Annotated in this window: 10 protein-coding genes; 4 read left to right on the top strand and 6 right to left on the bottom strand. The window is 61.1% G+C overall.

Annotated elements, in window-relative coordinates; translation table 11 throughout:
* Window positions 1-41: 41 nt before the first annotated feature.
* Window positions 42-1,154, bottom strand: a complete 1,113-nt coding sequence (locus RBI05_RS09210) for an FAD:protein FMN transferase (protein ID WP_310550867.1) — start codon at window positions 1,152-1,154, stop codon at window positions 42-44.
* 223 nt (window positions 1,155-1,377) lie between these two features.
* Between RBI05_RS09210 and RBI05_RS09205 the strand changes: the two genes are divergently transcribed.
* The gene (locus tag RBI05_RS09205) at window positions 1,378-2,682 is read left to right on the top strand and encodes a glycosyltransferase family 4 protein (RefSeq protein ID WP_310550866.1); all 1,305 of its coding nucleotides are present in this window, start codon (window positions 1,378-1,380) and stop codon (window positions 2,680-2,682) included.
* A 140-nt stretch (window positions 2,683-2,822) separates the two neighbouring features.
* Window positions 2,823-3,560 carry a DsbA family oxidoreductase gene (locus tag RBI05_RS09200; protein WP_310550865.1) on the top strand — a complete coding sequence of 246 codons (738 nt, stop codon included), beginning with the start codon at window positions 2,823-2,825 and terminating at the stop codon, window positions 3,558-3,560.
* 166 nt (window positions 3,561-3,726) lie between these two features.
* Here the strand turns inward: RBI05_RS09200 and RBI05_RS09195 are convergent, their stop codons facing one another.
* The 5 genes from RBI05_RS09195 to RBI05_RS09175 form a co-directional block, all read right to left on the bottom strand.
* Window positions 3,727-4,770, bottom strand: a complete 1,044-nt coding sequence (locus RBI05_RS09195; protein ID WP_310550864.1) for an RluA family pseudouridine synthase — start codon at window positions 4,768-4,770, stop codon at window positions 3,727-3,729.
* Window positions 4,771-4,854: 84 nt separating this feature from the next.
* Entirely contained in the window at window positions 4,855-5,040 is a 186-nt protein-coding gene (locus RBI05_RS09190; RefSeq protein WP_150456372.1) for a CLC_0170 family protein, read from the bottom strand.
* Window positions 5,041-5,060: 20 nt separating this feature from the next.
* Window positions 5,061-6,296: a Ger(x)C family spore germination protein gene (locus RBI05_RS09185; RefSeq protein WP_150456368.1), complete on the bottom strand. Its 1,236-nt coding sequence runs from the start codon at window positions 6,294-6,296 to the stop codon at window positions 5,061-5,063.
* A complete protein-coding gene (locus tag RBI05_RS09180; protein ID WP_150456367.1) occupies window positions 6,293-7,390 on the bottom strand; it encodes a GerAB/ArcD/ProY family transporter in 1,098 nt (365 codons plus the stop codon). The genes RBI05_RS09185 and RBI05_RS09180 overlap by 4 nt, the downstream gene beginning before the upstream one ends.
* Window positions 7,341-9,155, bottom strand: coding sequence for a spore germination protein (locus RBI05_RS09175; RefSeq protein ID WP_310550863.1), 1,815 nt, complete (start codon window positions 9,153-9,155; stop codon window positions 7,341-7,343). Before RBI05_RS09175 ends, RBI05_RS09180 begins: the two co-directional genes overlap by 50 nt.
* A gap of 165 nt (window positions 9,156-9,320) precedes the next feature.
* On the opposite strand from RBI05_RS09175, the gene recQ reads away from it, so the two are divergent.
* A complete protein-coding gene (gene recQ, locus RBI05_RS09170) occupies window positions 9,321-11,168 on the top strand; it encodes a DNA helicase RecQ (RefSeq protein WP_150456365.1) in 1,848 nt (615 codons plus the stop codon).
* A gap of 18 nt (window positions 11,169-11,186) precedes the next feature.
* Complete coding sequence (locus RBI05_RS09165; RefSeq protein ID WP_310550862.1) at window positions 11,187-13,049, top strand: B12-binding domain-containing radical SAM protein; 1,863 nt, start codon at window positions 11,187-11,189, stop codon at window positions 13,047-13,049.
* Window positions 13,050-13,265: the final 216 nt, after the last annotated feature.

Below are 13,265 nucleotides of genomic sequence, written 5' to 3'. Positions count from 1 at the left end.
CTCTTGTCTTGCGCCTGACGGGTAAGCGGGGCGCGATAAGTTCAGTTCGCGAGGGAGTACGTGGAATCGGTCAGCACCAGCCGGTCGCGAATGCCCGGGGTTGCATAGATCCGGTTGTCCTCCGTAATGAAGAAGGCGTCGATCTTCTCGGGAAGCGACTGCAGGTACTTCATGCCTTCCTCGGCCCCCATCAGAAATACGCCGGTGGACAGAGCGTCGGCATCCGTAGCGTTCGGGCTCATGATGGTCAGGCTCTTGAGTCCGACCTGTCCCGGGTAGCCTGTCTGGGGGTCGAGGATGTGATGGTAGCGTACGCCGTCCTGCATGAAGAAGCGTTCATAGACGCCCGAGGCGTCGATGACTTCGCCGTTGCTGATCTTGATCGTGCCAAGCTGGGTGCCGCGGCTCTTGTCCGGGTCCTGAAGACCGATGTTCCACTCCGAGCCGTTCGGCTTGACGCCGAGCGCGATAATGCTGCTGCCTCCAAGATTAATCATGGCGCTGTCCAGACCTTCGCCGCGCAGATAGTCGGCGATCCGGTCGGCGGCGTAGCCTTTGCCGATACCGCCAAGATCAAGCACCATACCTTCGCGGGCGAGCTTGACGGTATTGGCCGCTTCGTCGATGATAACGTCCTTGTAGTTCGTCAGCGCTCGGGCCTTGTCGATCTCTTGCTTGGGCGGCACGCTCTCGCCGCCGCTGCCGATATTCCAGAGATCGACCAGCGGACCGATGGTCGGATCGAACAGCCCGTCCATCTCCCGGGCATACTTCACGGAGAGCTTCACGACGTCAAGCGTCTCGTCGGAGACTTTGACGGCTTCCTTGCCGGCGGCTTCGTTGATCTTGTACACATCGCCGTCCTTCTTCGTCCGGCTGAACTCCATATCCATCCGTTCCATCATCTCCTGGATATGGTCCATGTTCGCCTGCTGGACCTTGTCTCCGAACACCTTGATATTCACAACGGTGTCGTAGATGTAATAGGTCTGTGCCATCGCCCGGGCTCCGTTCTCTTCGGTCACCTCCGCATTGCCCGCGGCAGCCGAAGCGGCCGGAGCCCCGCCGTTGTTCTCCTTGCCGCAGCCTCCCAGCAGGGAAGCGCTCATCAGGACGGCGAGGGAGAGAAGCGCCGCCTTTCTTGTAATAGCCATAATTCACCTTCCATAAGCCTGGATTCATTCGTCACATCCATACTATCACACCGCAGGACACGGGACCAGAGAGGGCGGCGGTCCGGGCTGATCCCGCAGAAGTTGTGTGAACGTTTCATGAGAAATAGGGCGTCTACCCCTTTCGTCTACTGCGTCTTCCCCGCAAAGAACTATATAATACTGGAAAAGGATTGAAAATAATGGAGAAGGGATGTGATGCTGAATGCATGTAGGGATTTTTCTGTCGACCAATTGCTTCGAGGATTTCTATGTGCGGGGACTGGGGCTGACTGAAGAAGAGTACGCCGAGAGGTATTCCAATGATTTCTCGTTCGAATACGCGGCGATGTGGCAGCGCCAGGGTCACCGGGTTACGATCTATAACTTCACCGAGAAGGGCCGCTCGGTGCGTACAGCCGTTCACAGCCTTACCGGCTGCATCCTGAAGTTTATTCCGGCAGGCCGCTGGTCCCGGCTGTATGCCTCTCTTCCGCTGGCGGACCGGACGCCCTTCGGACGCTTTCTCTCCCAGTACACGGCAACGGTGCATCCCTTGCTGGACGAGCTTCTCCGGCAGGACGGTGTGGAGCTGATCTACGCCCAGGAGTATGCGTACGGCCGGTTCGAACGGCTCTCGCAATCGGCCCGGCGGCTGGGCATCCCGATTATTGCCGCCCATCACGGAGGGAGCATTCATCCCTGGCTTCTGCCGCTTAAGAGACGGACGCTGCGAAGGGCGGCTTATCTGACCGTGCTGAACGGAGAAGAGCTCGCCCGGATGCAGCGGGAGCTTCCGCATTTGCGGGACCGCATCCGCCTTGTTCCGAACTTTGTTCGTACCGGCATCTTCCGGCCGCAGGACCGCAGAGAAGCCATCCGGGAGCTCGGGCTGGACGAGAGTTGCCGCTATGTCATGACGGCCGGCCGCCTGTTCGAGCGGCAGAAAGGACATACCCTGCTGATCCGTGCTGCGGCGCTGCTGCGCCCGGAAATGCCGGAACTGCGTGTGCTGATCGCCGGAGGCGGGCCGGATGAGGAACTGCTGCGGCGGTGCATCGCGGAGAACGGGGCCGAGGACAGCGTTGCGCTGCTTGGAGCGGTTGCCGACAAGGAACGGCTCGCCCATTACTACGCGGCTTCGGAGCTGTTCGTTCTGCCTTCCCGCTATGAAGGCCTCCCGCTGGTGCTGCTGGAGGCGGGCGCCTGCGGCCTGCCCGCAGCGGGATTCGACGTGCCGGGGGTGAGGGGCCTTCTAAGGCACGGCGAGAATGGTCTGCTTGCGGGAGAGCCGGACGCCGAGGCGCTGGCCGGAGCCATGCGCACTCTTCTGAACGACGAGGTGCTGCGTGCGGCCATGGGCCGTGAAGCGCGGGAGCAGGTGCTGGCCCGCTACACGGAAGAGGCGGTTGCCGGGCAGCTCGGCGAACTGCTCCGCACGGCCGGGCGCCCGCTATCCGGCCGGCCGGACCTGCCGGGAACGGCGGCCGGCACGGCCGGACCGGAGCCGGAGAGGGCCATAGGCGAGTAAAGAAGCGGACCAGGGAGATTCCATTGTGTTTTGCGGCAAGTAACTATATAATAGTAAGCGTAATAGGCCTTAGAGCTGCACAAGCAAGAGGCGCACAAGCAAGAGCCGCACAAGCACATTGAACCTGGGAGGAAACGGCAATGAAGATAGATGTATGGTCGGACTATGCCTGTCCGTTCTGTTATATCGGCAAGCGAAGACTGGAGAGCGCGATGGAGCAGCTGGGGATGCAGACTGCTCCGGGTACGGAGACAGAAGTGGTCTACCGCAGCTTCCAGCTTGATCCGAAGGCGCCGGCGGAAGGAACCGTCGGCATTCATAAGGTGCTGGCCCGCAAGTACGGGATTGCCGAGGAGGAAGCGCTCCGGATGAACGAGAGCCTTGCCGAGCAGGCGAGAGGAGTCGGGCTGGACTTTCATTTTGAGCGGGTCGTCCACACGAATACGTATGACGCCCACCGGCTTGGCCAATATGCGGCGGAGCAGGGACGAGGGGCGGAGATGAACGAGCGTCTGCTTCGGGCCTACTTCACCGACGGGCTGAATCTCGGCGACCGCGGGGTGCTGGTCGGGCTGGCGGAAGAAACCGGTCTGGAGGCTGCGCCGGTCGCCGCGATACTGGAATCCGGCGCTTACGGCGACCGGGTGGAAGAGGACATCGCCAAGGCGGGAGCGCTCGGCGTGACCGGGGTGCCGTTCTTTGTCTTCAACGACAAGTATGCGATCTCCGGCGCTCAGCCGGGTCCTGTGTTCCTCGAGGTGCTGGAAATGGTTCGGGCGGAGGAGAAAGAAGCGCCTTCTCTCCGGATCGTGGGCAGCGGGGAGACCCGGGAAGCCGGGGGAGACGCCGATTGCTCGGACGGTTCCTGCCGCGTATAGAGCACGGCAAATGCCAATGAAGAAACGCCCCGCAGGCCAATTACGGCCGCGGGGCGTTTCCGGTTGCTTCGGGCCATTCGGATGAATGGCAGAGAGAGCGTGCAGAACGCAGCAGCAGAGCGCTGCGGACGGCAGCTCCGCCGCTGCCCGGCTCGCCGTGACGCTCTCAGCTCCGGGCAGCGCTGTCCGGAGCGGAATACTTCAGAAATGCCTTCGGGACGGGACTCTCGAAGGTCAGCAGTTCCCCGCTTGACGGGTGGACAAAGGACAGCGCCCGGGCGTGCAGGCCGAGGCGGCCGGCCGTCTTGGTAACGGCCCCGTATTTCTTGTCGCCGGCCACCGGATGCCCGATATCCGACATGTGAACGCGGATCTGGTTCTTGCGTCCGGTCTCCAGGTTGACCTGCAACAGCGAGAAATGGCGGTTGCTCTGCAGCAGCTTGTAATGGGTTACGGCATGCTGGCCGTCGCCCTGATGCGGAACGGAATACATCTTCAGCGTCGAGGTCTCCTTCAGCCAGGATTCGATCCGTCCTTCAGGTCTCTTGACCGCGCCTTCCACGAGCGCGACGTAGGTGCGTTCCTTGACCGATTCCTTCCAGCTATTCTGAAGCAGCTGCTGCACGCGCTCGCTCTTGGCGAACATCATGACGCCGGAGGTATCGCGGTCCAGCCGATGGACGATGAAGATCCGGGCTTTAGGATTCGACGCCCGGACGTGCTCCGTCAGCAGCCGGTATGCGGTAGGCTCGGTGTCGTCTCCGGCGGACATGGACAATAGTCCGGCTTCTTTGTCGATGACGATGATATCGTCGTCTTCATGCAGAATCGACAGACCGCTCAGCACCGGGGCGGGTTCCTGCTTCTCCCGGTCTACGGTTACGGTATCACCGCTCCGCAGCGGATGGTTATAGGCGGTAACGGCTCGTCCGTTCACGGACACCTGGCCCCGGGCCAGAATGCCCTTGACGGCATTGCGGCCTTTGCCTGTCAGGTTGGCCAGCAGAAAGGGCAGCAGCTCGTCCGCAGCGCCGCAGGTATAGACGAGCGGCGCAGCCGGACGGAAGGCGCCTGGCGCAGGGGGGCGCTTCTTGGGACCGGCAGGAGCCGGGCTGGTTCGGGCCGGCTTTTTGCGTTGCGGCCTGGAATCGGATGGTCCGGTACGCTTGCCGGCGGCCGGTTGGGAAGAGCGATGATTGGATTTGGTCATGGGAATTCTCCGTTCTTGTCCTTCGGTGGTTTCGCACTCCCCAATATAGCACAACGGAGGTTCGGAAGGTAGAACCGGCTGTCCTTAGGAACGCAGAATCAGGAAGGTGACGCAGCCCGCGAAGAGCGCCGCCAGACCCCAGCCGAACAGCCGGGCAACCCGGTATTCCCGTCTGCGCCCGCTGACCCGGTAGATCCGGCAGTCTACCGTGAGCAGGAGCAGGGCCGAGAAGAGACAGGAGAGGGCCATATAAGCATACGTATGGATCACCGCTTCATTCCTCCCTCGCTTCAGCGTTCCTTGAGTCCGACGCGCTTCATGGTTATCTGTATCCGGAAGGAGACCTTCACCTTCGGGAACTCCTCGTTCCACTTGTCTCTTCCGTCAATCTTCGTTCCCCAATAACCGGGATGGTGGGCGCGGATGAACTCCCCGGTTCCCCAGATATCGGAACGCTTCTTCTGGGTCTCCTCCATCAGAAGGGCAGCGCTTTCCAGGGCGTATTTCTCGAAGCAGGACTCGATCTTGTTCAGCGTCCCGGTATTGTTAATAAAAACCTCTTCGCTGTAGTGTTCGTCCACATTGCCCTCAAGATGAATATCGTAAGCGATATGGGGGACGCCGTTCACAATCTCCGATGTTCTCCGGCTGAACCGGCTGGTGACCCGGACCATGACGACGCCGACGCCGGGGACTTCCTGAAGAACCGAATAGCCTCCGGGATCCATCCCCATCACGGCCATGTAGATGCCGATGTCCAGCGGGGTCGTCGCCCCGACCATTTTTCCTTTGCGAAAATAAGCCAACCCCTTGATCAGAATATTCTCGTTCCGCCGCAGCGAAATATATGGCAGGATGCCGTCCTGTCCCTGGTGGGAAAGGGAAGACCAGAATTCGCCGCAATAGGCCGGCGGCAATTTGCCGGTGGCTACCGCCTTCTCCATCATGGAGAGGATATAGAGCGTGGGCACGCGCTGAAGGGGCGGATTGACGTCCATATATTTGGAGGCCCGGCCGTCGGAAGCGACGAGCAGCCAGGTGCTTCGCCGGATTTCCGGATTGCGTCTCAGGTAATCGTTTAAATCCTGAATGCCCTGCTTCGCAATGCTCTGGCTGATGACGATGACCCGCAGATGGATCAGATAACGGGGATCGGCTACCTGCTGCTGCAAGTTGTTCATGGCGTCATCGAGCGTCTTGCCCTCTACTTCCACGACCCAGACCGGGCTTTCCTTGCTTCCGCTGCCGGTGCCGGGACCGAGCGGGACGCGGCCCGGGACGGCGATCTGGGCCGTCACATGAATTCTCCGGGTAGGCAGCTTCTCTTCCGCCCGGTGGGTGACTCCTTCATCGGGGTGTTGATCTTTGCCGTCCGCCAGATCAATAGCCAGGCCGAGCACAAGCGCCCGGTCCTCGATTTCGACCTCGTCCCAGCAGCCGGACAGGAACAGCGAAGCCAGCACACCGGCGAGCAGCAGAGCGATGATCCGTACAGCCGGTGTTCTTTTTGCTGCGGCGCTGCTCATACGGAGTCCCCCTTTACTCGGCGAAGAAGAGCAAGAGCAAGCAGAAGAAGGGGATAACCGGTCAGCACGGCCAGGCCGGCGATAGCCAGGCGATTGGCGGCTGTATAGCTGATAAAGATGTTCTCCGGAACCATGGCCAGTGCGAACATGAACGGCAGCAGCGCGCTGGAAGCCAGCCGCTGGTCCTGGAGATGCAGCAGATGGCGAAGCAGATAGGAGCAGATATAATAAGTCGTGTAGACCGTCGTATAGACAGAGATCACCCAGATAATGATGAACAGCGCATCGAGCCGTTCCAGCAGACCTTCGCCCGCGGAGATCGATCGGGCTACCTCAAGGGTGGGGTAGAAGAGGAGTTTGACCTCCTCTACGCCTAGCATGCCGATGGCAGCCGCCGTGATCGAGAGATAGATCAGCCCGGTTATTCCGATTCCGAGCAGCCCGGCGCGCATTGCCTTCCCGGGCTTCTCCATGAACGGCACAATCAGCGTGAGCACGAACGAGCGGTCGAACAGGGCGGACGTTTCCAGCATCCCCTTCATAAATTTGCTGGCGGAGACATTGACGCCTCCCGGAGGCATAAGGTGAATAACGCTGATTTTGCGGATCGAGAACAACAGGATAAACGCAATAGAACCTATAATCAGAGGAAAGTAGAAGTAATGGATATAGGAGAATTTGACGATTCCCCGCCGGGAAGACAGGGTGGCCAGCACCAGCATAAGCAGAATAACCGCTTCAATGGGCGTCCGCTGGAACAGCACGGTTGAGGCCACTTCCCCGAACTGCCGGACGGTGAGCGAGGTCAGCATCAGGAAGAAGAACATCAATACGAGATTCATGACCCAGGCGGCGCGGCGGCCCAGCAGCCGGGAACTGAACTGGAACAGGTTTTCCCGGGGGAACCGGGCCGAGAGCAGGGCGACGATAACCAGATCAACCAGGGCCACACCTACTCCGGCCAGCGTTACCAGCGGAGCGGCGGTATTGCCGGCGTCTGCCATGTAGCGGGGGAAGCTGAGGATACCGACACCCGCGACGGCGCTAGCGATGACCGTGGTGGCCCGGATCGTCGAGATCTGCTGTGTCTTCATACAGTTCTCCCCTTTCCTCGAACAGATGATCAATGCTGCGCTGTGTCAGCGAAGGCAGGACCCGCACCCGGTTCTCGGGATGCAGGAAGCTTGGCCGCTTGCGCATCCACCATAACGGCACCCGAATCAGCGTATCCTTGAGGTCCCGCGCCTTGCCCGAGATGAACGGGGACATATACGGAACGCCGAATGACTCCAGCATCAGCAGGTGATTGCAGATCAGAATACTGCCGACCATCACCCCGTACAGGCCGAACAGTCCTGCCAGCAGCACCAGCGGGAACCTCAGCATCCGCAGGGCAATGGCCGCATTATAGGCGGGGGTGGCAAAAGAGCCGATTGTGGTCAGCGCCACAATCACGACCGTGATGGGACTGGCCAGCCCGGCCGATACGGCTGCTTCCCCGATGACCAGCACGCCGACAATCGAGAGCGCGCCGCCGATCATCTGCGGCATCCGAATCGTGGCCTCCCGGAGCACCTCCATAGCCACTTCCATAATCAGCACTTCAATGGCCGCCGGAAAAGGCACCCCGGCGCGCCCGCCCGAGATGGCCACGGCGAATTCAGTCGGAATCAGCTCCGGGTTGAAAGAGATGATCGACACGTACAGCGCCGGAAAGAACAGCGAGAAGAACAGGGCGATCAAGCGCACGAGCCGGATGAGGCTGCCCATCAGGAACCGCTCCGAATAATCGTCGATGGTCTGGAAGAACTGGTTGAAGAGCGCGGGAACAATCAGCGCAAAAGGGGAGCCGTCAACCAGGAGGGCGACCCTTCCTTCCAGAAGCGAAGCCGCCGTCTTGTCGGGACGCTCCGTAGACTGTACCTGGGGAAAAGGCGAGAGCGGCTGATCCTCGATGAACTGCTCGATATAGCCGGCGTCGATGATACCGTCCGTGGCGATCAGCGACAGGCGGCGCATGACTTCTTCGACCAGACCGGCATCCGTGAGCCCGTCGAGATAACAGACAGCCACCACCGAGGCGCTCCGGGTGCCGACAGGCGCGGTCTCGATCCGGAGCTCGCTTGTCTGTAGGCGGCTTCGGAGCAGAGTCAGGTTCGGCTCCAGCTTCTCGACAAAGCCCTCCCGCGCTCCCCGGATCACCTGCTCCGTCTGCGGCTGCTCAATCGAGCGGTATTCGATCCGCCGGATATCGAAGGCCAGCGCTTCCTCATGCCCGTCGATCAGCAGGGCGAGCCGGCCCTGCACGATTTCATTGGGGAGCTTGGCCAGATTGCCGGTCCGCACTCCTTGGCCGATATGGACGGTCCGGTTCCAGATCAGACCGATCAGCCCGTCGCCCCGGGCTGATTTCTCTTCCGCTCCTTCGGACAGCTCGGCCATCAGCGGCTTCAGGACATGATCCTGAAGCTGGTCGGTCTCGATCATGGAGGAGAAGAATACCGCAGCGGCCCGGCAGCGGCCGAAGAGATGGAATCGTCGAATCACCAGATCTCCGTTCATGCCGAGCATATCCGACATTTGGTCCAGATTCGCCTCCAGATCGGCCTTCACGGGCAGGCGGTCCGGCAGCGGGTTCGGCGAGCCGTCGCTTGGGTCGGAAGAGGCCGTCTTGCTGCCGGGGGAAGCAGCCTCGCCGCGCTCTCCGTCCGGTACGCTCCTGTCTGCGTTCTGTGCACTCCGTTCTTCGGTCTGCGGCTTCTCTTCCCTGCCGTCCAGATCCTCCTCGCTGCTGCCGCGGCCCGAATTCCGCCGTGACTTGAACGTGTCGTACCGCTGCTTCCAGTCCGGCGTAGACATGCCGACCCTCCTCCTTCTTCCGCGTTGCCGGGCAGGCGGTTTCCGCCGGCCCCGGCACAGCCCAAGCCCGGTCAAGGGCGAATATTCACGCTTAAGTGTTGGCCTTGGGGCTGGTTTTTATGTAAACTAAAGGTTGTATATTCGAGCGAGAGGTTAGGAGCAATTATGATCCATACACAAGGTCTCACGATGGAGCGGGCCCAGGCCGAACTGCAGAAGTATTACGGCTATCCCGACTTCCGCGAAGGACAAAAACATATCGTCGCCAGCCTTCTGCAAGGCGGCGACACCCTGGGCATCATGCCGACCGGCGGCGGCAAGTCGATCTGCTATCAGGTGCCGGCGCTGCTGCTGCCGGGTCTGACGCTGGTGGTCTCGCCGCTCATCTCCCTGATGAAGGATCAGGTGGACGCGCTGACAACCGCGGGCATCCCGGCAGCCTACATCAACAGCACCCTGAGCGGCAAGGAAGCGAACGACCGCCTCCGGGCTGCGCGGCGCGGCGAGCTCAAGCTGCTCTATGTCGCGCCGGAGCGGCTGGAACTGGACTGGTTCCGCATGGAAATGGCGGAGCTTCCGATTTCCCTGGTCGCCGTGGACGAAGCCCACTGCGTCTCGCAGTGGGGGCACGACTTCCGGACGAGCTATCTGTCGGTCTCGCCGTTCGTGGACGGACTGCCCGAGCGTCCGATCGTGGCGGCTTTTACCGCCACGGCGACGCCCGAAGTCATGGAAGACATCGTCCGGCTGCTTCGCCTGCGCGATCCCGGCGTCTTCGTGACCGGCCTTGGCCGGGACAACCTGGCCATGTCTGTGCTGCGCGGGGAGAACAAGCGGGAATTTGTGCTGGACTACGCCGCCAGCCACAGCCAGGAGCCGGGCATTATCTACGCGGCGACCCGCAAGGAAGTGGACGATCTGTACCAGCGGCTCAGCGCCGCCGGGGTGCCGGCGGGCCGGTACCATGCCGGCATGAGCGACGAGGACCGGGCGGCGAACCAGGAAGCTTTTCTGTACGACGACATCCGCGTCATCGCCGCCACCAACGCCTTCGGCATGGGGATCGACAAGTCGAATGTGAGGTACGTCATTCACTACAACATGCCGAAGAACATGGAAGCCTATGTCCAGGAAGCCGGCCGCGCGGGACGCGACGGCGAGCCGAGCAGCTGCATCCTGCTGTTCAGCGCCCAGGACATTATGACCCAGAAGTTCCTGATCGAGCAGAACCCGCAGGATTCCGAACGCAAGCAGAACGACTACCGCAAGCTGCAGCAGATGATTGACTACTGCTACACGACCCGCTGCCTGCGCAGCGCCATGCTGGATTATTTCGGCGAAGAACATGACGATGCGCCCTGCGGCAAATGCAGCTCCTGCACCGACGACCGGGAGCTGGTCGATATTACGGTGGAAGCGCAGAAGATCTTCTCCTGCATCCACCGGATGCGCGAACGCTTCGGCGTCGCCCTGGTGGCTTCCGTCCTGAAGGGGTCGCGGAGCCAGAAGGTGCTGCAATACGGCTTCGACAAGCTGCCGACGCACGGCGCGCTGTCTGCGAAGACGGAGAAGGAGATCACCGAGATCATCAATGTGCTGATCTCTGAAGGCTATCTGGCCTTGTCCGAAGGCCAATACCCGATTGTCCGGCTCCAGCTTCCGGCGGCCGATGTGCTGAAGGGCCAGGCGCAGGTCGTCCAGCGCGTCGCCCGGGCGGCGAAGAGCGGCGGATCGTCCCGGAGCCGGGGCTCGCGCGACGTTCATCCGTCGGCGGTCAACGAGACGGTGTTCGAGCAGCTGCGGCTGATCCGCCGCGAGCTGGCCGAGCGCGAGCATGTGCCGTCCTACATTATCTTCAACGACGCGACGCTGCGCGAGATGAGTGTGGCGCAGCCGCAGACCGAACGCGAGATGATGAACGTCAAGGGGGTCGGAGAGGTCAAATACCGGAAATACGGCCGGGCGTTTCTGGAGTTTTTTCAGCGGGACGGCGATCATGCGGATTACGACTGACAAGAGAGGAAGACAACGATGAAAGTCATTCTGGCGACACTGAACGCCAAGTATATTCACACCTCGCTGGCCATCCGGCTGCTCAAAGCCTACAGCGGGCGCGAGTTCGACATCGAACTGGCCGAATACACCATCAAGGACCCGGCGATGAATATCGTCTCCGACCTGTTCGCCCGGCGGCCTGACGTGATCGGCTTCTCCTGCTACATCTGGAACATTGAGGAGACCCTGAAGCTGGTCGCCATTCTCAAGAAGATTATGCCGGAGACGGCCATTGTGCTTGGCGGTCCCGAGGTCACGTACGAGCCGGTGGTCTTCATGGAGCGGGAGCCGGGCATCGACTTCATCGTCTGCGGCGACGGGGAGGAGACGTTCCATCATCTGCTGCAGGAGCTGCGGGACGGACGGAAGTTTCACTTCGTGTTCGGAGCGGCCTACCGGCGCGAAGGCGCGGTTGTCGTCAACCCGCCCAGGCCGAAGAGCGATCTGAATACCCTGCCTTCGCCGCACCGTTTTCCCGAGGATCTGCCTTCCCTGGGCAAGCGCATTGTCTACTTCGAGACCAGCCGGGGCTGCCCGTTCAACTGCCAGTTCTGTCTCTCAAGCATCGAGGTGGGCGTCCGCTATTACGATATTGAGCGGGTGAAGTCGGACCTGCTGTACCTCATCCAGAACGGCGCGAAGACGATCAAATTCCTGGACCGCACCTTTAACATCAACCGCGAGTACGCCCTCGAAATGTTCCGGTTCCTGATCGACAATCACGGCGGCTGCGTGTTCCAGTTCGAAATTACGGCGGACATCATGCGGCCCGAGGTGCTGGCGTTTCTCGCGGAGCATGCGCCGCCCGGCATCTTCCGGTTCGAGATCGGAGTGCAGTCCACGAACGACGAGACGAACGAGCTGGTGAAGCGGCGCCAGAATTTTGCGAAATTGTCGCGCACGGTCATGACCATCAAGCGCAGCGGCAATATCGACCAGCATCTGGATCTGATCGCCGGCCTGCCGATGGAGGATTATGCGACGTTCCGCAAGACCTTCAACGACGTGTTCGCGATGGAGCCGGAGGAGCTGCAGCTCGGATTTCTGAAAATGCTGCGCGGCACAGGCCTCCGGGCCCAGGCCGCCAAATACGATTACGTCTACATGGACACCGCGCCGTATGAAATTCTGAGCAGCCATATGCTGAGCTTCGGAGACATCGTCCGGCTGAAGCGGCTGGAGGATGTACTGGAGAAATACTGGAACGACCACCGGATGGATTACACCGTTAAATATTTGATCCGGAAGGTCTTTGCAACGCCGTTCGATTTCTTCCAGGAGTTCGGGGATTACTGGGAGGCGCAGGGCTGGTCGAAGATCGGCCACCAGCTTGAAGATCTGTTCATCCGTCTGCGGTCTTTTCTGACCGGACGGGGCACGCCGGGCATGGCGGTCATCGAGGGGCTGATGCAGCTCGATTATTTCCTGGGCCACCGGTACAAGCCGCGCAAAATCTGGTGGGAACCGGCCTTGGACAAAGCCGGCTGGCAGGATGCCATGCGGGCGCTTGCGGCCGCGCCGGAACACTATTCGCCGGAGCTGGCGGCGCTCGGCCTGTCCGAGCGCGAGCTGCACAAGTCCGGCGCGCTGTCGCTGCTGCCGTTCCCGCTGGCCGCTGTGCTGGATTCGCTGACCGGCGTTCCGTTCGATGCGCCGGAAGGCGAAGCCGGAGAGGCTGGAGAAGAGGCCACCTCCCGCAGCGCCGAAGACGCCGATGCAGCTACCCTCCTGCTCGTGCTGTACGGTCAGGAGGGGGAGAACGGCGCGGGTCCCCATGCAGGCGGGGGACCCCGGTTTCTGGCACTGCCTTGGCCGGCTGTGCCGGTACCGGCAGAATAGAGAGGGAGCGAGCGGCTGCAAGGTTATCATTCGGAAGCGGGAGACCGGAGAGGCTTGGGACTGCCGCTGCTGCAGGCGGCAATGACGGATATGCCCTAACACCAAGACAGACCTTTCGCCGGAGCGAAAGGTCTGTCTTTTGCTGTCTTCTAAAGCGTGCTTCTAGTACTGGCATACCTTCTATTGGTGACCGTCCGGGTGCATTGAAATTGAACC

The sequence above is a fragment of the Paenibacillus glufosinatiresistens genome (assembly GCF_031470375.1).
GTDB classification, from domain to species: Bacteria; Bacillota; Bacilli; order Paenibacillales; family Paenibacillaceae; genus Paenibacillus_AQ; species Paenibacillus_AQ glufosinatiresistens.
This window is presented reverse-complemented; position numbering and strand designations above follow the sequence as displayed.